The organism is Caballeronia sp. dw_19 (assembly GCF_018449515.1).
Taxonomy (GTDB): Bacteria; Pseudomonadota; Gammaproteobacteria; order Burkholderiales; family Burkholderiaceae; genus Caballeronia.
On sequence record NZ_JAAVUQ010000013.1, the window covers coordinates 1 to 19,758 of the forward strand.

Consider the following 19,758-nt stretch of genomic DNA (forward strand, 5'->3'; position numbering starts at 1 on the left):
CCCCGGCATAGACCCAACCACTAACCCCAGAACCGACCACCTCAAACCCAAAGGCCCTAAACCCCGCCGGCGGCCCTCACATGCCTTGACGCCAACCTCCCGGCAATACCCATCGCGTCATAGATCAGCACGGCAAGCAATCCAACAATAACTCCACCCTGCAGGATAAAAGCAGTATTCGAGGTCTGCAGACCCGCAATAATGACATCACCCAACCCCTTCGCCGCCACGGTCGACCCGATAGTCGCAGTCCCCAGATTGATCACAACGGAAAGGCGCAGGCCCGCGAGAATAACCGGCAGCGCGAGCGGCAGTTCGACCGCGAACAACTGCCGCGCCGCGCTCATGCCCATGCCTCGCGCCGCGTCGATAGTCACAGACGGAATCTCTTTCAGACCCGTGATAGTGCTCTCGAATATCGGCAGGAGACCATAAAGAATCAACGCGACCAAGGTCGGCTTGACACCAAACCCGACCACGGGCACCGCAAGCGCCAGCACAACCACCGGCGGAAACGTCTGCCCGATATTCACTACGCTGCGCGCGAGCGGCAGGAATTCCACACCCGCCTCGCGCGTGACAAAAATCCCGGCAAGCAACGCAATCACCGCACCCACCAGACTGGCGGCGGCCACGATCGCGAGATGTGCAAGCGTGAGGTCCAGCAGGCTCGCCCGGTCATAAAGCACCGGCGCGCCGTTTTCAGCCAGCGGGGCAAGGAGCGGCTGGAACACATGCGGCTTGAACAGCAACGTGAGCAGTACGGCAAGTGCCAACGTACGCGCTATCCAGGCAGCTGATTTCATGCGGACCTCTCGGCACGCGCCAGGATCGATGCAAGCGATATACGGCCCTGCACTGCACCGTCCGCCGATGCAACCGGCAAGCTCTGCGCGCCACGCCAAAGCAACTCGGACAAGGCATCGCGAAGGCTCTGCGTGCCAGCAATCGCACTGCCCTCGGCGGCGCCCGCTTCGGCGATTTCACTAACAGGAATCAGCGACAGCAGCCGGAACGGCCGGTCGACGCCCGCCACCAATCGCTCGACAAAACCCGGCGCAGGGCGCCTCAATATCTCGGCAGGCGTAGCCGCCTGAAGCACGCGGCCACCGTCCATCACCACAATACGGTCACCCAGATGCAACGCCTCTTCCATATCATGCGTAACAATCACGACCGTGATCCCCAGACGCCGCTGAAGCGCAAGCAAGTCTTCCTGCGCCTTGGCGCGAATGATGGGATCGAGTGCACCGAACGGCTCGTCCATCAGCAAGATTGCAGGCTCCGCCGCCAGCGCCCGCGCCACTCCCACGCGCTGCTGCTGACCACCGGAAAGCTGATGGGGATACTTGTCCAGGTAGGCATCGGCGTCCAGATTGAAGAGTGCCAGCAACTCGCGCACACGCAGGTCGATCCTCGCCGCGCTCCACCCCAGCAAGCGCGGAACCGTCGCGATATTGCGAGCCACCGTCCAATGCGGAAACAAGCCGTTACCCTGGATCACATAACCAATCCCGCGTCGCAATGCCTCAGCCGACACGGTTGCGGTGTCGCTTCCGTCAATGCGGATCGTGCCGCTCGTGGGCGCGATCAGACGATTGATCATGCGCAGGAGCGTGGACTTGCCGCTGCCGGATGTGCCGACAAACGCGGTGATGGTGCCTCGTTCGATGGTGAGCGAGACGTCATCGACAGCGACGATATCGCCGAAACGCCGACTGATTTTTTCGATTTCGATCATACGTGGCGTCCTTGCGTCCTTTAGTGACGTCCTTTAGCGAGTTCGGTCACGGCGTTGAACACGATTGCCGCAGCGAGACCGAGCGCGATGGTCGGCACGGCGCCGAGCAGCACGAGATCAGTCGCCGCTTGCCCAAGACCCTGGAATACGAAAGTACCGAAGCCACCTCCGCCGATCAGCGCAGCCACGGTCGCCAGACCAATGTTTTGGACCAGCACGATCCGCACGCCCGTCAGGATGACCGGCAACGCAAGCGGCAGTTCAATCGCAAAGAGCCGCTGGCGCGGGGTCATGCCCATCGCCACTGCAGCTTCAACGCTCTCGTGCGGAAGCTGCGCAAATCCCACCACAACGCTTGCCGCGACCGGCAGCAGCGAATAGAGAAACAACGCAATTCCCGCAGGCGCGACGCCGATACCGCGAATGCCAAGTGCATCGAGCAGCGGGAACCGGGTGGCAAGAAGCCCTAGCGGAACCATCATCAAACCGTACATCGCGATACTCGGGATGGTTTGAATAATGTTGAGTACAGGTAACGCGACGGCACGCAGCGCCGACCACTTTGCGCACGCAACGCCCAGTGGCACACCGATCAGGACCGCCGCCGCAACCGACCCCGTGACGAGTTCAACATGGCGGGCCGCTTCGAGCCAGAAGGTATCGGCGTGATTCGCATACTCCTGCATCACCGACAACCCGCTCCATAAGCCACTGCCAAGAATGGCTGCAATAACGGCCGCGGCCAGTGCAAGCGCAAGAAGATGTTGCACCGGTCCGAACGAGAGCTTGGCGATAGCGTCGGTTACCAGCACCGAGAACGCGAAGAACAAGATCCAGAAACCACCCGCGGGCGACACCCGCGCCAACGGGTTATCGGCAGTGACGAGATGCGCAGGCACAAGGCCGAGCAGCACGCACAGCGTCAGGAGCAGGACAACGCCGACCACGAACCGAAGCGTCGGACGGCTGCGCAGCAACGCGAACAGCGCCCCTGCGGCCAGCACCGCAAGAAATGCCCATGCCTGCCCGGCTGTGAAGATGTCGGTCAACCCGAGACCTTTGCCGGACACAATCCGGTTCGCCCGAAACGTCACGAACGGTTCGAACACCAGCGCGAGCAAGGCTATCGCTGCGATCAGCGAACCGACCTTGTCGATACGCAAGGCGCTTGCACCCTGCTGCGCGCCGGCCGTGGCCGGCGTTTCATCGGTGCGTGCGTCGGCCCGTGTCCCGGCAATCATTTAACGAAGCCCTTCGATTTCAGATAGCTCGCCGCGACCGTTGCGGCCGGCTCGCCGTTGACCTGAATGCGGCTGTTCAACGTCTGCAAGGTCTTCAGATCGAGACTGGCAAATACCGGCTTGAGATAGCCGGCAATCTCGGGGTGCGCCTTCAGTACGCTCTCGCGAATCAGCGGTGTGGGTGCGTAGACGGGCTGCACGTCCTTGTTGTCCTCCAGCACGACCAGTCCCGCGGCCGCTATGCCGCCGTCCGTGCCGTAGACCATGGCTGCGTTGACCTTGTCGGTTTGCTCGGCGGCCGCCTTGATCGTCGCCGATGTATCGCCGCCCGAGAGCACGAGGAGTTGTTCAGGTTTCAGCTTGAATGCATAGGTCTTTTCGAACGACGGCAGTGCGGCCGCGGTATTGACGAACTCAGCCGATGCCGCGAGCTTGACCTGGCCGCCCGCCGACACCCACTTGCCGAAGTCCTCGAAGGTCTTGATCTTGTTGGCCTTCGCGACGGTTCCCAGCAGGGCTACGGCCCAGGTGTTGTTGGCCGGCGCGGGCGTCAGCCAGACAATCTTGTTGGCCGCGTAATCGAGCTTGGCGGCTTCCTCATAGCCTTTGGCCGCATTCTTCCAGAGCGGGTCATCGGCCTTGTTGAAGAAGAACGCGGCGTTGCCGGTGTATTCCGGATAGATGTCGATTTCACCTGTCGTGATGGCCTTGCGCACGATTGGCGTGGTCCCGAGGCCGATCTTGTCGGAGACCGCAATGCCATGCGACTTCAGCACCTGCGCAATGATGTTCCCAAGCAGATTGCCCTCGGTGTCGATCTTCGATGCCACGGTGACCGAGTCCGCTGCATAAGCGGTGGAAGCAGTGGACATGGTCAGGACGAGCGCGGCGGCGCCCCATGCCTTGATTGATTTTGCGATTCCCATGGGGATGTGGCCTCGGTTGAATAGTCGTTTTTTAAGGGGAACGGTTTCTTGGTCGCTTAAGCGCGGGTCGACATTATCGACCAAGTAGCAGTGAATCGGCTGCAATAGCTGAGGAGAGTAACGGTGCGCGAAACCATCACAAACCAAGAAATCCCGATTTGCAAATAGGTATCGATGGAAATGGTCTCGCTTTCCGCGCTTAGCCAAGCGCGCAACCCTCTGCATGCACCCGGCCATGAGAGAGCTGATAGGCGAGCGGCCAAGCAACGCGTTAAAGGTGATAACCAGGCGAGAAGCGAGACCTACTCTGTTGCTTGCCAGGCACGCAAGGTTTTCCGAGCGGCAATCTACCGGAACGACAAGCCCGTAATTAATTGCCTTGCTAACTATTTTGTGATTTAATCGATTCATGTTCGATCACTGCCTTTACTTCAACTCGGCTGCCCTCGCCCGTCTCGTGGAGCGGGAGTGGACTGTTGTCTATGCAGAATTCGGGCTGACGCCACCACAAGGATTTGTGCTTCGTGTCGTGCTGGCTACGCCCGGCTGCCTCAGCAGTCAGGTGGCGGAGATCCTGGGTATAGCGCGCCCTACCGCAACCCGGCTTATCGACAGTCTCTGCGAAAAGCAATTAGTCGAACGCCGTCAAGCCAAGGAAGATGGCCGGGAGTGGACAGTCCATCCAACTCCAACCGGTCTGGCGCTCGATCGGCCAATCAACAATGCCAGCGCCAGGATTGCACGGACCTTGCGCGCAAAGATCGGCCCGGAGTTGTTCGAGTCGGCGGTCGCGTCCATGCACGACGTGAGGAAGGCATTGGTGTAAGTTCAACGGCTTTTTTTAAAAGCAAATAGTTGTCTTGCTAATCATAATGGAGGCAAGCAAATGGATAACGAGTTGCATCGAATGGCCGTGGTCAAGAAGCGCATGGGGTGGCGATGGTTTCCGGCACGAGCCACCAGCGCCGCTGTAGCGGTCCTTGGATCAGCAGCGCTGATGGTCGCGCTTGCCTGTTCTGTCTCGAGCAGCCGTGCAAACAATGCGCGGTGCCTTCAGGCGTTCGCAAACGATGAGCACCGTAGTCTCGACGCTTTTTTCCAGGATCCGTCGATGCAGGATTCGCTTGTGCAAGCGATCGATCAATGTTCGCGTTGAACGTCGATCGATCACCCTCTTTGGCATGGAAGCGGCGCCGCGTACGTCAGACGCCGCTTCAGATGCTTTGCATATAGTCGCGGTCTTCGGCGGGTAGCGACGAAAGCCAGTTTTGTTCAGAACCGGGTTCCGGTAGAACATGGCCGTATTCGATCATCTGAGCCGGGGGCAGTTCGGATATGTAGGCCCAGACGTATCGCTTGGCAACCGCGGTGGTTTTCGAAATTGCGTCGACAATGCCCTCAAGCAACTCACGCTTGCGCTCTGCGCTGCGACCGGCGCGGATATGTCCGTGCACGAAAATCTGCTCCGAGCGAAGCGGACTTCCACCCACGAAGTGATTACCTTCCGGCACTTCGTTGAAAATCACCTGAGCGAAGAAAGACTGCGCGCCGGTGGCCTGATTGTGAATCCGGGTGATCTCTTCCGCGATGCGTTGTTTTGCATCGGCAGACAGGCGGCCGTTCGCAGCGGAAACAATATAGGTAGGCATATAGCCCCTCCTTGAGCAATAAAACCGGCTTTCGTTATTTCATCTTATCTATTGCATATACAACCATTTTGCAGAAGATAAAATTCAACGCCATACAGTTGCAGCTACAACTAATCTAACAAATAAAAACCCGACAAACTAGTTGTAGCTACATCTTATGGTTTGCAGTACCCGTCAGATACACGTGTTTACCCGGCAGTCGATGCAACAAACCGTCAGCCGGAACCACAAGCGTCACACCTGTCGCCCCACACCTTGAAGCGTTTCGAGCGCCTCCAACAGTCGCTTGCTGGCTGGCCCCTTCATGAATTTTTGAACTTCGCTTTCAACTTGCTTCTGCGCAACCTGCCAATGAGGCTCCGCACGCCGCAGCATTTTCAGCCCCTCCTTGCTTAAGGTAGCGACCTTGAAGCGGGCGTCTTCTTCGCTGCCGACCTTGACCCAGCCGGCATCGATCAGAACCTTGAGGTTTCTCGAGATAGTGGTCTTATCCAGCGCCGCTTCCACCGCGATTTCAGTGAAGGTCGCCGATCCAAGCCGCTCGAGCGCCCGGAGAAGGGAGAACTGCGTGATTTTTAATCCGATCGGCCGGAGCGCGTCGTCGTAGACGCTCGTCAAGGCGTTCGCCGAGCGGCGGAATTGTGTGCAGTAGCAGTCCGTGAACATGACACTCCAGAATCGATTAGCGGCGAATAATCACAAGCCGTTGCACCACCGCAATTAAGCACCCTCTTAGCACCGGGAAAACGCGGTTAGCGCCAAAATCAGATGCATATGCAACTTCTTTAGTATAGCTCGCATCTCGCGTGGTGCGTCAATGCGAGATTACAGGAGGTGTTTCGTCGATCAGAACGCGCGACGCCCGACCCGCCCGCTTATCGACATCGGGCGAAGGCGTCAATTCGTCTTCAGTGGGTTCTTACGTGTTGCTCAAGTTTTTCGCGCGGCCTTTGGGATCTTTCGAATTCCGCGAGCGAGGCTTGCTCGCGTTGCGCAATCGCATGCTTCATCGTCGATGCGTCGATGCGTCGATGCCTAAATGCGTCGATGCTCCACATCAAAGTACTGGTTCAAGCAGTTACCAGGAACTCGTCACGGTTCTTGTCTACGATCCAATGAGGCGCTCGACCGCGGCCAGACCAGGTCGCACCGCTCACCACGTCACGATATTTTGGCGCGCCCGTTGTAGCGGCCACCGCGGCAGTCGCCTTGACTTGAGTGTTGTGTCCCATGAGCTCGGCAAGCGAGATCTTATATTCGCCCATCTTGGCGACTATTTCAGCGAGGACGATTTCGGCCTGGCGCTGTCGAGCGATGTTCAATTGATCTTGAAGTGCTTCGCGTTGCGCGAGCAGTTCTTTAAGGGTGGGCATTTCCGTTTGCATTATAAAAAGTCGTTCTTTGAAGTTGTTTGGGTGTTCGACAGCGTATTGATCAACAAAGGTAAGCGCAGAGGCAATCGCATTTTGCTAACGGGTCACCGCTGCGTCTCGGCCGGTCTGGCCGCTGGGCGAACAGACCAAGCCTGCCAGACCGACGGTTGCCGGACTAAAGGCATACCGGCCTGCGAACTTCGTCGGGGTTTTCAGTAGTCATCACACCGTGAACGGCGGCACGCCGTATCAGCCGGCGACGAAAGAGGTGTTGCCTGCACGCAGGGGTGGTTCCCCAGGGGCCTCTTCGCTGAAACAGCGGCTAGTGTACGCGCATCACGCCGAGTCGCAGCGAAAACAACCACGTTGCGGGGCAATAAAATATAAATACCACGCCCGGCCCAACTGATCTAGCCATTGATATTAACGATATCTTACACGCGGCGTCAGACTCTGAATCGGGTGAAACAATTCGTTCGCGGCCATTCCGACTCGTTAAGAAACGTGGATTCGCAACGCGCGATCTTTCAGTTTGCCGAGCACAACGTATTGCAGGAGCAATACGCGCGCGGCAATATTCCGGGCCATTTCACGCTTCTGATCCGCCTTGATGTTCGTTACACCGGAAGCTTATTGAAAGCATACGGTGGCCGAATTAAATCGGCGGGACTACTGGATTCACACATTCGCTAATCGCTCGATAACCAGGTCAAGCAGCGCCCGCAGTCTTCCGAGCCGGCGCAGGTCGCGATGGTAACCGAACCAGACGTCGCGGCCAGGCGGTGTCTCTCCCAGATCGATGCGGTGTATGCCGGTCGTATTGTCCCCGAGCGCGCACGGGAGTACGGCGAGTCCGCCCCCCTCCGCACACATCCTGGCTTGTGCGCCGCGGTTGTTGCTGCCGAACGCCACGTGCGCTTTCGGCAGCACGCGTCTCGCCCAGTCGACGTCCGGCAGCGTTCCAAAAGCGCTGTCCATGGTGACGAGGCTATACCCGTCACCGTCGCCGGCCTGCGGCGGAACCATGTCGACCGGAGAGTACAGCGCGTAGTCCATGTGCATGAACTTCCGCTGAATCACATCTGCCTCGTCAAACTGCGTGATGCGAAACAGCAGATCCGCGTCGCGCCTTGCCAGATTGAACCGGCGGGAATCCGTCACGAGCTCGATGCTCACGCGCGGATTAGCCTTAAGGAATTCAGCGAAGAGCGGCGTCAGGACATGAATGCCAAACCAGTCCGACGATGACACCCGCAGCACGCCAGTAAGATGCGGCTCCTTGCCGGCCAAAGAGCGCTCGAACGCGAGTGCGTCCTCCTCCATACGCTCCGCGTGCATCAGTACGGCCGCTCCTTCGTCTGTCAGGACAAAACCGTCCGTGGTGCGTTGAAACAGGGTTTGGCCGACTGCTGATTCGAGGGCTCGCAGCCGCCGACCCATTGTCGGTTGTGTTTGACCGGTCTGCTTTGCGGCCGCGCCAAGCGAACCCGTGCGGGCAATCGCCAGAAAAATCCGAACATCGCCCCAGTCCATTTTTCCTCATGCATAAACGTTTGGTCGTCGTGCAATAACGTCGATTGTCGTAATTTCCCGCATGGACGAAGATGAATCAAGCAAATTCGATCAATCACCGGGATAAACACCATGAACATGCAAGCGTTGGTTCTGAGCCGCTATAACGGTCCGCTTGAACTGACGGAAGTCCCTCGCCCAAGCGCGCAACCCGGCCAGGTGCTGGTCCGTATTAAAGCGAGCGGCTTGAATCCGCTGGACATCAAGATTCGCGCGGGCAGCGCCGCGCATGCCAGACATCCGCTGCCGCTGGTGCTGGGTATCGATATGGCAGGCGTGGTCGAAGCGGTCGGGCAAGGCGTCGATCAGTTCAAGGTAGGTCATGAGGTGTACGGAATGACTGGCGGCGTCGGCGGTCTCCAGGGCTCACTCGCTCAGTTCGCAGCAGTAGATGCTCGACTGATCGCGTTGAAGCCTTCCAACCTGTCGATGAAAGAAGCCGCAGCGCTGCCGCTCAGCTTTATCACTTCTTATCAGGGAATCGTGGACAGAGCGCAGTTGAACGCTGGGCAAACGGTGCTTGTACAAGGTGGTGCGGGCGGTGTCGGGCACGTTTCGGTGCAACTCGCGCGAGCGTTAGGCGGTCACGTTTTTGCAACGGTGAGCAAGGGTGACGTCGAACTCATGGCGAGTTATGGCGCGACTGCTATCGACTATCGTGAACACACGGTCGAGCAATACGTTCAGGAACACACGGGAGGGGAAGGTTTTGATCTCGTGGCCGACACCGTAGGTGGGGCAACGTTAGACGCGTCGTTTTCGGCGGTCAGGCAATTCGGGCATGTCGTGAGCGCGCTAGGCTGGGGGACACACGCCCTCGCGCCGTTGTCATTCCGCGAAGCAACATACTCTGGCGTATTCACGCTCTCACCGCTGCTAACCGGCAAGCACCGTGAGCATCACGGAGAAATTCTGCAGGTAGCGACACGGCTGGTTGAGGCCGGAAAGCTCTCGCCCCGAGTGGACCCACGCAGTTTCGATCTGGCTAGCGCCGACCTCGCTTATCAGGCTATTGCGGCGGGAACCACCAAGGGAAAAATAGTCGTCGACGTTCAATAGCGGCATTGGATCAGGATGGATTGCCACGGCCGCGTAAAGACAAAACAGACTGTCGGGGTCGGCCGCTGAGTTCGTCTGAAGCTTAACCTGCACCGGGCCGCGCTCATGGGGCAGCCAAAAAAAATGCACTACCGCGATAACGTGACATCGACCGGTCGCGCGAATCGCTTGGCGCCGACCACGCACAGCACCACGGCCGTTGCGACAGCCACCATCGGCCAGCCGACCGGCTCGTGCAACAACGTCGCGGCAAGCACGAGCCCGAAGAACGGTTGCAGCAATTGCAACTGCCCCACAGCCGCAATACCGCCCTGAGCCAGGCCTCGATACCAGAACATGAAACCGATCAACATACTGAACAAGGAGACGTAGGCAAGCCCCATCCATGCCGAGCCACCCACATCGGCCCAGGACGATGGCATGGTGGCAAGCGCCAGCGGCGCCATGATAGGCAGCGACAACACCAGCGCCCACGAGATCACCTGCCAGCCGCCAAGCTTGCGCGACAGCCTGCCGCCTTCCGCATAACCAAGCCCGCAGACAACGATGGCCGCGAACATCAGGACATCGCCGACCGGTGACGCCCCCGTCCCCTGTGCCAGCGCAAATCCGGCGACAAGCAAGGCGCCAAAACCAGAAAACAGCCAGAACGCAGGGCGCGGACGCTCACCTCCGCGCAGCACGCCGAAGATCGCCGTCGAAAGCGGCAGCAAGGCAACAAAGACAACCGAATGAGCGGCGGTGATGTGTTTGAGCGCAAGGGCGGTGAGCAGCGGAAAGCCGATGACGACGCCGCACGCCACCACTGCGAGCGAAATCAGATCGCCTCTTTCGGGCCGCTTTTGCCGGAACATCAGCAAGAGCGCCAGTCCCAGCAAGCCAGCAATGCCAGCACGCGCGACCGTGAGAAAGACCGGGTCGAACGCCGCGACCGCTACACGTGTCGCGGGCAATGAGCCGCTGAAAATCAGCATCCCGAGGAAACCGTTCGTCCATCCGCTTGCCGTCTTGTCCATCATGTTCCCCTATTTTCAGCTAGCCAGTATCGGCCCTCAAGGCATGGATTTTCCAGAGACAGTGCACTACAGTTATGGAAAACTGTATGGGTTAAAAATCAGTACACATGGAAGACACCACCTTTTTTGCCACAGACGGCACGCTGGTCGAGCGTGTCATGCAGGCCATCCGGCAGCGGATTGCCGGACGCACCCTGGCGCCGGGCGCCAAGGTTCCGTCCATCCGGGGCTTCGCCGAAACCTTGCAAGTCTCGAAGTCCACCGTGGTGGAAGCCTACGATCGCCTCGCTGCCGAAGGGGTCATTCAGTCGCGCCGCGGTTCCGGCTTTTACGTCGCCGGCCACCTGCCGCCGCTGTCGCTCGCTGAGCTGGGCCCGCGCCTGGACCGCGTTGTCGATCCGTTCTGGGTGTCGCGGCAATCGCTGGAGGCCGGCGCGAATGCCCTTAAACCCGGTTGCGGCTGGCTGCCTGCATCGTGGCTGCCCGAGGCGGGGCTGCGTCGCGCATTGCGATCCGTCGCGCGCACCGACGCGGCCGTGCTGGCCGATTACGGCACATCCCTCGGGCTCCCGGCGCTGCGGCAATTGCTCGCCCGCCGCATGGCGGATCGCGGCATTGAAGCGGCACCCGATCAGATCATCCTCACCGAATCCGGCACGCAGGCCATCGACCTGTTATGCCGTCTGCTGCTCGAACCGGGCGATACGGTACTCGTCGATGACCCTTGCTATTTCAATTTCCTCGCCCTGCTGCGTGCTCACCGGGCCAAGGTCGTGAGCGTTCCCTATACGCCCGCAGGTCCCGATATCGACCTGTTCGCGCAGGCGCTCGCGGAGCATCGGCCGCGCTTGTACATCACCAATTCCGCGCTTCACAATCCGACGGGCGCAACGCTCTCGCCGGTCGTCGCGCATCGGCTTCTAAAGCTCGCGGACCAGTCAGGTCTCACGATTATCGAAGACGATATCTTCGGCGACTTCGAGCACGAATCCGCCCCCCGTCTGGCAGCTTTCGACGGCCTGGAGCGAGTCGTCCATATCGGCAGCTTTTCCAAGAGTCTCTCGGCGTCAGTACGTTGCGGTTTTATCGCGGTGCGGCGCGACTGGGTCGAACGATTGATCGATTTAAAGATTGCCACCTCATTCGGCGGCGGACGGCTTTCGGGCGAACTCATTCTCGGCGTGCTGAAAGACGGCACGTACAGAAAGCACATGGAGAACTTACGGGAGCGCTTGTCCCGTACGATGGGACAAACAAGCGCGCGGCTGGAAGCACTTGGTATAGAACCATGGATCGAGCCACGAGGCGGCATGTTTCTCTGGTGCAAGCTGCCCGAAGGACTGGATGCAACGGACGTTGCCCGCCGGGCGCTGGCAGACAACGTCATTCTTGCGCCGGGCAATGCGTTTAGCGTTGCGCAGTCCGCAAGCCAGTTCCTGCGTTTTAATGTCGCCCAATCGACAGACCCGCGCGTTTTTACTGTGCTCGAGGCAGCGATGCATGGGTGACGTTCGGGCGCTTTTAACGCATGCAATGCGAAGGGTGAACGTCACCGGCAACGCGTCAAGCCTGCGCCATCTTCGCCAGCGCTTCGCTGATCAACACGCGCGTCAATTCGCCTGCGGGCAGTTCACGCCCAAGCCGCGCCGCCTGCCCTGACCACAGGCTCGTGAAGTCGCCCTTGCCTGCCTGCTCGGCCTTGGCCTTGAGCGGTGCAAGCGCGGCGCCGGCAAGCGGAAAGGCGGGTGCCACAGCGGACAGCGGACCTAGTTCACGGATAGCCCGATTGATAATGCCGCGCGCCGGCCGGCCCGTGAATATGTTCGTCAACACAGTGGAATCATCCTGCGACTCGCGCAGCGCTATTCGATGCACCTCCGGCAGTTTCGCCTCGGGACAAAACAGATACGCGGTCCCCATCTGCACGGCCGACGCGCCCAGTGCGAACGCAGCGACAATTCCCCGTGCGTCGGTTATGCCGCCCGCGGCGATCACGGGAACAGAGACGGCATCAACGACTTGCGGCACCAGCGCGAACGTGCCGACCTGAGCGGCATAGTCCTGCGTCAGGAAATTTCCGCGATGCCCGCCTGCCTCAACGCCCATCGCAATCACGGCGTCACACCCATGCGCCTCAAGCCAGCGCGCTTCCGCGACAGTCGTTGCCGACGCGATGACTTTCGCGCCGGTCGCCTTCACGCGATCGAACAGTATTTTATCTGGCAGTCCGAAATGAAAACTCACGACCTCAGGTTTGAATTCTTCCACGACCGCGCAGAAGTCACTGTCGAATGGACGACGGCCTGCCGCGGGCGGTGTCACTTCGGGATCGAGTCCATACTCGACGTAATACTCCGCCAGACGCGCGCGCCATGCCATGCTGCGCGATACATCGGCTTGCGGCGGAACGTGACAAAAGAAATTGACGTTGATCGGGGAGCGCGTTTTCGACCGGATCAACGCGATGCCGTCACGCGCTTGCTCCACGGTGAGTAGCGCGCAAGGCAGCGATCCCAGGCCGCCTGCTTCGCATACCGCTATGGCCAATTCGGGCGTGCCGGGGCCCGCCATGGGCGCGAGAATAATAGGTGCGTCAATACCAAACAAGTCGAGAATCCGACGATTGCGCCAAGTACTCATGCTTCTTTTCTCCTTGATCATTGCGGTGCCTGAGTGCCTTGGATCCATCCATTGCACTCGGCTTGACCCACGCGCGGGCCGGCTCCATTACCGCGAAAAACGCGCTCCCAATGCCCGCTTTACTTTTCAATAGAACCTTTTGCTTTCCGCTTAAGGACGGCCTTTAGCCCACGCCGTCAGCAGCGCAAAGCTTAGCAAGCTTTCAAGGAGCGAGCGGCGCTTTGATGTGATAATTGCTATCACTTTTCCCGATATCGAGAGTCGACATGGACGCCGCCGATTTACGCATATTCGAGTCGGTCGCGCGAAACGGCAGCATGAATCGTGCAGCCCTGGAACTTCATACTGTTCAGTCGAACGTGACGGCGCGGGTTCGCTTGCTGGAAGAGGAATTGGGTGCACCCCTCTTTCACCGGCACCACCGAGGCGTAGAACTGACGGCTGCGGGGCGCAGGCTATTGCCTTTCTCCAGACAGATGGCGCGGTTACTCGACGACGCACGCAGCGCCGTCAAAGATGACGGCGTCCCGCGTGGACCGCTGGTTCTTGGCACGCTGGAAACCACTGCTGCACTGCGCATGCCCGACGTCCTCGCTTCGTTTGCGCTGGCTTATCCGCATGTGGACATGGTGGTGCGCACCGGGACCACGGCGAGCCTGATCGACGACGTGCTGCAGTACCGGCTCGACGGCGCGTTTGTCGCGGGTCCCGTGCGTCATGAGGACCTGTCCACCGAGGTCATCTTTCGAGAGGAAATGGTGCTCGTGACCGCGCGTCATATTCGCTCTATCGCTGAGCTTGCGGAGTCGGGCAGCGTGAAGACCATCGTATTCCGGATTGGATGTTCGTATAGAGCACGGCTGGACAGCGTCCTCACGCGGCATGGCTTGCAGGTCAGCACGCCACTGAAATTCGGCTCACTCGATGCCATGCTCGGTTGTGTGGCTGCAGGCGTCGGCGTGACGCTGCTGCCGAGAGGCGTAGTCGCCACGGCGTGGCGCGAGGGCCGCGTGGCAGTGCATGATATTGCGCCCGAAGAGGCTCGCGTTGACACGCTGTTCGTGCGTCGCCGCGAAGTATATTCGAGCACCGCGCTTAACGCCTTTCTCGCGATTGCGCGTCCGGTTGCAACCCCCACGCTCGTGCTTGCTTGAACGATATGGACGCGAGCGATCAGATAGCGGCTTCGCGTAGATGCGCTTTCAAGTGACCCCGCTCAGACGTGATTGCTGAAAACTTCCTTCGCAGCGAACAGGCCGTTGAGCGCAGCCGGGAATCCCGCATACACCGCCATTTGCATGATGGTCTCGACTATCTCGTCGCGGCTAAGACCCACGTTAAGCCCCGCGGCAATATGAACCTTAAGCTGGGGCGTTGCATTGCCCAACGCGGTGAGTGCTGCAATGGTGGCAATTTCACGAGCACGGATGTCCAGGCCCGGTCGCGAATAGATATCGCCGAATGGAAATTCAAACAGGTACTTCGCAAAGTCCGGGGCGATATCGGCAAGCGATTGGATGACCTTCTCCCCGGCTTCCCCGTCGATCTCCGACAACACCCGTTTGCCTCGTTCTAGGCGACTTTCCTGATCCGCTTGGCGTTCGATCGTGTTTTGCATTTTTCGGTCCTCAGTTGAGCATTGGCATAACCATCTATCTTGTTGTCGAGGACGAGAAGGCATGCCTGAAGTTCCGCCACCCTGAGTTGAACCTGATCGCGATGCTCCGTCAGCAGCTTGCACCGCGCTTCCTCAGTCACTGCACCCTGGGCGCGAAGCCCGGCATAACGCAGCATTTCCTGAATCGGCATGCCAGTCGTTTTTAGCCGGCCAAGGAACTCGATCCATGTAAGGATTGAAGCGTCATACATACGTTGACCGGCGCTGTCTCGCGGCGCGAACGGGAGCAATCCAATCCGTTCATAGTAGCGAATCGTATGGGCCGTGAGGCCCGTCTGCCCGGCGATGTCACCTATCTTCATGGCTTCGTTCTCGTTTCGACATAGAGCATGGTAGGACTTAGAGCGCACTCTAAGTCAAGCGCTTTCGGGCATTGTGCCGCTAACGCGGAATACAGGGCACTGGCGTTGCGTTAGGTGTGCGGGCTTAGTCCCGGAAAATCTCGAAAGCTCGCTTTGTCCTCGTCGGCCGCTCGTCACGAGGCGCAGAAAGTTCACGTACCATACGTCGTGCGCCGTACTGGCTGGTCCCGTTTCAATGTCGCTTTTTCGAATAATCTCTACAAAGACGCGCGCTATGGAATACGTCCTTGTTTTAATCGTCGGCGTGGCAGCCGGCATGTTGAGCGGCATTATCGGCACGGGATCGTCCATGATGCTGATGCCGGTCCTCGTGATCCTGTTTGGTCCCCAGCAGGCCGTCCCCATCATGGCAATCGGCGCGATCATGGGGAATTTCGGCAAGATCGTCGCGTGGTGGAGAGAGATTGACTGGCGTGCTTGCGGCGCCTATTGCCTGACCGCTGTTCCGGGCGCAGCGCTGGGGGTTCACACGCTGTTATTGTTGCCCGCCCGCGCAGTTGAAATAGCCCTCGGCGTATTTTTTGTAGCCATGATTCCCACGCGGCGATGGCTCGCGCGACGGTCGGTGAAGTTCAGCCTCTTGCACCTCGCGCTGATCGGCGGCCCAGTCGGATTTTTGACTGGCATTGTCGTCTCAACGGGTCCGATCACGGTGCCTGTTTTTACGTCTTACGGACTTGAACGAGGCGCTTTTCTCGCTACTGAAGCCGCCGGTTCGCTCGCCGTGTACGGGACCAAGATCGCTGCGTTCAAGGAGTTTGGTGCCCTGCCGGCGGGCGTCGTGTTTCAAGGTTTGATCGCGGGAACGGCGCTCATGACCGGATCGTTTTTCGCAAAGTCGATCGTCGTCCGCATGGCGCCGTCGACGTTCAAATTGCTGGTCGACGGACTCATGTTGTCGTCTGGCCTCTCCTTACTCCGGGCAGCGGCCGGCCAATAGCCCCCAAGCCAGCTTGGCTGGCTTGAAAACCGCACAAATAATGACGCTACTGACCTTATCTCGTCTTCGAACCGCTGCGGCGCTCACGTCCATGCTTACCGTCTATGGATGCGCCGCAGTACAGGAGACTCAGTGCGCTCCCGGCGAAGAGCGCGCGGTCAACGACGTAATGATCTTCGGCACGGCCAAGCCCGTCGGTATCGTTACGCCCGGAGAGTGGACGGAATTCCTGCGAACCTCAGTGACGCCCCGGTTTCCTCAAGGGCTGACGGTGTGGCAAGCCTCCGGACAATGGAAGGGCGCTAATACCACGATCGTTCACGAAGCCTCGTTTGTACTTAGCCTGGTCCATCCCGACAACGAGCCTAGCGAAGCTGCGGTAAAAGCGATCGGCAACGAATACAAAGCACGCTTTAGCCAGGAGTCCGTGCTCAGGATCAAGAGCCACGCTTGCGTTTCTTTTTAAGCCTTTTTAAGTGTCCCCTTAAGCGACAGCACGCAGTTGCGCTCCCAGGATCTTCAGCGATCTTACGAACTGCTACCTCAACTTAAAAATAGACCGCGTTCCGAGCTAGTCAAGATGGACATTCGGTCCCGCAGTTTCTGCGGCTCCGACGCGCGAGCGACTTGTTCAACCGGTATCGGTCTTATACAAGTTTCGCGAAACCGTCCGCGCTCCAGCGTTCGCTCCCTACGCCGTGATGAACGAAGAACAAGCCATCGGGATCATACTGATCTCCGCTCGAGATGTGCCGTCTTCACTTTTGAGAGTCATTTCAACGATGCCATTCAATACCACGCAGTCGTCATCCGATGAGGCATACGAGCCTGGGGCACCGCATCGCCGGCTGGCGCTGGGTGAAAACCGCCATGTCGTCACGCATGGCCTCAAGACCTACTTCTGGCAGGACATCTATCACATAGCACTGACAGTCGGATGGCCGCTCTTCTTCGCGGTCGCCGCGCTGCTCTTTCTCCTGCTCAACTTCGGGTTCGCGTTGCTATACCTGCTGGGACATCACGCCATTGCAAACCAGTCTCCTCCAGGTCTGCTAGGCGCGTTCTTCTTCAGCGTGGAGACACTTGCAACGGTCGGTTATGGCGACATGCATCCGGATACCATCTACGGCCACAGCGTCGCCACGTTCGAGATCTTCGTTGGGATGTCAGGCATTGCGTTGACGACCGGCATGATCTTCGCGCGGTTTTCACGGCCCCATGCACGTATTCTTTTCGCGAAACGCGCCGTGGTTCGTCCTATCGACGGTCGCATGACACTCATGGTCCGCGCCGCCAATGCGCGGCAAAACGTGATTGTGGAAGCGAAGGCCAAGATGCGCCTGATGCGTTCGGAGACCACTCCCGAAGGATTCTATTTTCGCAAGGTGCTTGACCTTCCGCTGATCCGCGAACAGCATCCGATCTTCCTGCTCGGCTGGAGCCTGATGCATGTCATCGATGAAGAAAGCCCGCTCTTTGGCCAGACGCTCGAGTCGCTCAAAGCGAGCAACGCCGAGTTGATGCTGATGGTGGAAGGCCTGGACGAAACCACGGCGCAGCCCATGCAGGCGCGTTATGCATGGCCGCCTGAATTGATTCTTTGGCAGCATCAGTACGTCGACCTGATGGTCGAGCGGGACGGTGAGACGCATCTCGACTACGGCAAGTTTCACGATGTCGTGCCGCTCTGACACGGATTGAGGTTCGCGACGCTTGAGCATCAACTGACCCGGTGGTTCATACGGTCACTGTCTCTGTCGCACCGATTTCCTGGCGGATAAGCTAATGCACGCTATTCCGCTTGATGGATCGCCATCTGATTTTTGCCACGGAAGGAACCGATGACTGCCGCTAACAAGACCGTCCGAATGTTGACCCGCTATAAAGCCTGGGCCAATGATCTCACCTTCTCCATGCTGAGGAACATGCCGTACGAAGAAGTTGTCCGGCCACGGCAGACACGCTTCGGAAATATGGTCCACACGCTGAACCATATCTACGTCATAGACGCCGTGTTCCAGGCCCATCTGCAGGGACGCGAACATGGTTACTCCGCACGCAATACGCCGAGTCATCCGTCTCTGGAAGAACTGTGGCAAGCGGTCCGGATACTGGACTAGTGGTATGTCGATTTCGCCGAGGGTCTATCGGCCGACGATCTCGACCGGTCAATTCACTTCAAGTTTATTGGCGGCGGCGAGGGTGTCATGACCTGCAACGAAATGATCCTGCATGTGGTCAACCACGGCACCTATCACCGCGGCTTTGTCGGCGACCTGATGTATCAGGCAGGGGTCACCCCATCCGCTACCGATCTTCCCGTGTTCCTGCGCGACGTGGCGCAAGAGGATTAACGCTGCCCGGTTTCCGGATAAGCGCCGGCGCATGGTTTATGAGCGGTCGGGACCCATCGTTCCCGCAGTTGCTTGCCGGTCTTCGCGCCGCGACCGTTCCTTCGATCAGGCGAGCGGGAAGCGCTTCCTGCGAGGCTGTTACATGGACCGCGATGAACTGCTTTCGCGCATTCTCGTATTGCAGCGTGGTAATGCATACCCTTCAATCCACGCCGCTTAGCGATCGCTAAGGCCGTCACTCGGCTTGCTTAGAGGATGCAGCGGCCCATCGTCGCTGCATCGCTTCTACAAGATGCCGCCACAAGAATTCAGCAGCCGGAGATAGCCGCCGGCCGACGCGCCGTATTGCCTGGCTGCTGAATTCGCGTGCGATCGGATGCTCCAGTTCGAGTGCAACCAGGCGCCCCGCTTCAAGGTATTGCCGCGCCGCATCCGTCGACATGAACGCCACGCCCAGTCCCGCTGCGGCAATGGCCTGGGCAGCCGAGAAAAGATCGCAGCGGTACGACGGCGTCAGGTTCAGCCGCTCTGCCCGAATGATGGCATCGAGATATTGCTGGGCGCCGAAGCGCTCGGGCATGAAGATAAGCCGCTGATCGCGCAACTGTTCAAAGCGAATGCGCCGCTCACCCGCCAACGCATGGCGTGGACTGACGAGCGCACAGAACTGCGCCGCGCGGAACGTGCGAGCGCGTATGGCGGGGTCGCTGCCGCCGCCCGCGCATAAGCCAAGATCGACGTCGTCATTGCGGACCATCGCGATGATTTCCGACGTCGCACCGCTACGCAGTTCCACCACGATGTCAGGAAACTGCAAGCTGAAGCGCTCCAGCACAGTGGCCAGCAGATTCTCGACGAACCCTTCGCCCACGCCAATGCCCAGCCGTCCGCGTCGCGGGCTCCTGAAATCTTCCAGTTGCGCCAGCATGTCGGCATCGCGGCGGCAGCTCTCGCGGAAATGTTCGACGAGGCTTAGCCCGATCTCGGTGAGCACTGCGCGCCTGCCGCGGCGCTCCAGCAGTACAACCCCGTGGTCGCGTTCGAGTTGCGCCACTTGCCTGCTGATCACGGAACCGTTAATGGCTAGCGCGTCGGCCGCGGCACGCACTCCGCCATGCAAGTCGATTTCATGCAGATAACGCAAGCTCCGGGCGCTAAGCAAATTCTCGCGGGCAGGCGTATTGTCTTTAGCCATATCGCTGTCTGT

20 protein-coding genes and 1 pseudogene are annotated in these 19,758 nt (G+C 59.2%); 8 read left to right on the forward strand and 13 right to left on the reverse strand.

The features are described from left to right. Positions 1-56: 56 nt before the first annotated feature. Genes HB376_RS18625 through HB376_RS18640 form a run of 4 tightly spaced genes read right to left on the reverse strand, consistent with a single transcriptional unit; the run spans position 57 to position 3,854 of the window. A complete protein-coding gene (locus HB376_RS18625; protein WP_213765144.1) occupies positions 57-806 on the reverse strand; it encodes an ABC transporter permease in 750 nt (249 codons plus the stop codon). Next, entirely contained in the window at positions 803-1,741 is a 939-nt protein-coding gene (locus HB376_RS18630) for an ABC transporter ATP-binding protein (protein WP_213765145.1), read from the reverse strand. Before HB376_RS18630 ends, HB376_RS18625 begins: the two co-directional genes overlap by 4 nt. A gap of 20 nt (positions 1,742-1,761) precedes the next feature. Then, complete coding sequence (locus HB376_RS18635) at positions 1,762-2,982, reverse strand: ABC transporter permease (protein ID WP_213765146.1); 1,221 nt, start codon at positions 2,980-2,982, stop codon at positions 1,762-1,764. Continuing rightward, a complete protein-coding gene (locus HB376_RS18640) occupies positions 2,979-3,854 on the reverse strand; it encodes an ABC transporter substrate-binding protein (RefSeq protein WP_255631436.1) in 876 nt (291 codons plus the stop codon). Before HB376_RS18640 ends, HB376_RS18635 begins: the two co-directional genes overlap by 4 nt. A gap of 463 nt (positions 3,855-4,317) precedes the next feature. Between HB376_RS18640 and HB376_RS18645 the strand changes: the two genes are divergently transcribed. After that, positions 4,318-4,734: a MarR family winged helix-turn-helix transcriptional regulator gene (locus tag HB376_RS18645; RefSeq protein WP_213765148.1), complete on the forward strand. Its 417-nt coding sequence runs from the start codon at positions 4,318-4,320 to the stop codon at positions 4,732-4,734. A 388-nt stretch (positions 4,735-5,122) separates the two neighbouring features. On the opposite strand, the gene HB376_RS18650 is transcribed toward HB376_RS18645, so the two are convergent. From HB376_RS18650 to HB376_RS18665, 4 genes are all read right to left on the reverse strand, one after another. Further along, positions 5,123-5,557: a tautomerase family protein gene (locus HB376_RS18650; RefSeq protein WP_213765149.1), complete on the reverse strand. Its 435-nt coding sequence runs from the start codon at positions 5,555-5,557 to the stop codon at positions 5,123-5,125. 234 nt (positions 5,558-5,791) lie between these two features. Beyond that, positions 5,792-6,223 (reverse strand): MarR family winged helix-turn-helix transcriptional regulator, encoded by a 432-nt coding sequence (locus tag HB376_RS18655; RefSeq protein WP_213765150.1) that lies wholly within the window; start codon positions 6,221-6,223, stop codon positions 5,792-5,794. Positions 6,224-6,627: 404 nt separating this feature from the next. Continuing rightward, entirely contained in the window at positions 6,628-6,942 is a 315-nt protein-coding gene (locus HB376_RS18660) for an H-NS histone family protein (protein ID WP_255631426.1), read from the reverse strand. A 666-nt stretch (positions 6,943-7,608) separates the two neighbouring features. Then, positions 7,609-8,463, reverse strand: coding sequence for a LysR family transcriptional regulator (locus tag HB376_RS18665; protein WP_213765151.1), 855 nt, complete (start codon positions 8,461-8,463; stop codon positions 7,609-7,611). 111 nt (positions 8,464-8,574) lie between these two features. Here HB376_RS18665 and HB376_RS18670 point away from each other — a divergent pair, with 111 nt between their 5' ends. Continuing rightward, positions 8,575-9,561, forward strand: a complete 987-nt coding sequence (locus HB376_RS18670; RefSeq protein ID WP_213765152.1) for a zinc-dependent alcohol dehydrogenase family protein — start codon at positions 8,575-8,577, stop codon at positions 9,559-9,561. Between the two features lie 128 nt (positions 9,562-9,689). On the opposite strand, the gene HB376_RS18675 is transcribed toward HB376_RS18670, so the two are convergent. Then, positions 9,690-10,577 carry a DMT family transporter gene (locus tag HB376_RS18675; RefSeq protein WP_213765153.1) on the reverse strand — a complete coding sequence of 296 codons (888 nt, stop codon included), beginning with the start codon at positions 10,575-10,577 and terminating at the stop codon, positions 9,690-9,692. A gap of 107 nt (positions 10,578-10,684) precedes the next feature. On the opposite strand from HB376_RS18675, the gene HB376_RS18680 reads away from it, so the two are divergent. Then, entirely contained in the window at positions 10,685-12,085 is a 1,401-nt protein-coding gene (locus HB376_RS18680) for a PLP-dependent aminotransferase family protein (RefSeq protein WP_255631427.1), read from the forward strand. A gap of 55 nt (positions 12,086-12,140) precedes the next feature. Here HB376_RS18680 and HB376_RS18685 read toward each other — a convergent pair whose 3' ends face one another. After that, a complete protein-coding gene (locus tag HB376_RS18685; RefSeq protein WP_213765154.1) occupies positions 12,141-13,217 on the reverse strand; it encodes a nitronate monooxygenase in 1,077 nt (358 codons plus the stop codon). A 266-nt stretch (positions 13,218-13,483) separates the two neighbouring features. Here HB376_RS18685 and HB376_RS18690 point away from each other — a divergent pair, with 266 nt between their 5' ends. Then, complete coding sequence (locus HB376_RS18690) at positions 13,484-14,371, forward strand: LysR family transcriptional regulator (protein WP_213765155.1); 888 nt, start codon at positions 13,484-13,486, stop codon at positions 14,369-14,371. Positions 14,372-14,433: 62 nt separating this feature from the next. Here the strand turns inward: HB376_RS18690 and HB376_RS18695 are convergent, their stop codons facing one another. Beyond that, positions 14,434-14,835, reverse strand: coding sequence for a carboxymuconolactone decarboxylase family protein (locus HB376_RS18695; protein ID WP_213765156.1), 402 nt, complete (start codon positions 14,833-14,835; stop codon positions 14,434-14,436). After that, positions 14,790-15,197 (reverse strand): MerR family transcriptional regulator, encoded by a 408-nt coding sequence (locus HB376_RS18700; RefSeq protein WP_213765157.1) that lies wholly within the window; start codon positions 15,195-15,197, stop codon positions 14,790-14,792. Before HB376_RS18700 ends, HB376_RS18695 begins: the two co-directional genes overlap by 46 nt. A 274-nt stretch (positions 15,198-15,471) precedes the next feature. Here HB376_RS18700 and HB376_RS18705 point away from each other — a divergent pair, with 274 nt between their 5' ends. The 4 genes and pseudogenes from HB376_RS18705 to HB376_RS18720 all read left to right on the forward strand — a co-directional run bounded on the left by HB376_RS18705 (position 15,472) and on the right by HB376_RS18720 (position 18,551). Beyond that, positions 15,472-16,197 (forward strand): sulfite exporter TauE/SafE family protein, encoded by a 726-nt coding sequence (locus HB376_RS18705; protein WP_213765158.1) that lies wholly within the window; start codon positions 15,472-15,474, stop codon positions 16,195-16,197. A gap of 91 nt (positions 16,198-16,288) precedes the next feature. Then, complete coding sequence (locus HB376_RS18710) at positions 16,289-16,663, forward strand: DUF3574 domain-containing protein (protein WP_255631428.1); 375 nt, start codon at positions 16,289-16,291, stop codon at positions 16,661-16,663. 316 nt (positions 16,664-16,979) lie between these two features. Beyond that, positions 16,980-17,888 carry an ion channel gene (locus HB376_RS18715; RefSeq protein ID WP_213765160.1) on the forward strand — a complete coding sequence of 303 codons (909 nt, stop codon included), beginning with the start codon at positions 16,980-16,982 and terminating at the stop codon, positions 17,886-17,888. 177 nt (positions 17,889-18,065) lie between these two features. Then, positions 18,066-18,551: pseudogene (locus HB376_RS18720) on the forward strand (DinB family protein). 235 nt (positions 18,552-18,786) lie between these two features. On the opposite strand, the gene HB376_RS18725 reads toward HB376_RS18720, so the two are convergent. Further along, a complete protein-coding gene (locus tag HB376_RS18725) occupies positions 18,787-19,746 on the reverse strand; it encodes a LysR family transcriptional regulator (protein WP_255631429.1) in 960 nt (319 codons plus the stop codon). Between the last annotated feature and the right edge of the window lie 12 nt (positions 19,747-19,758).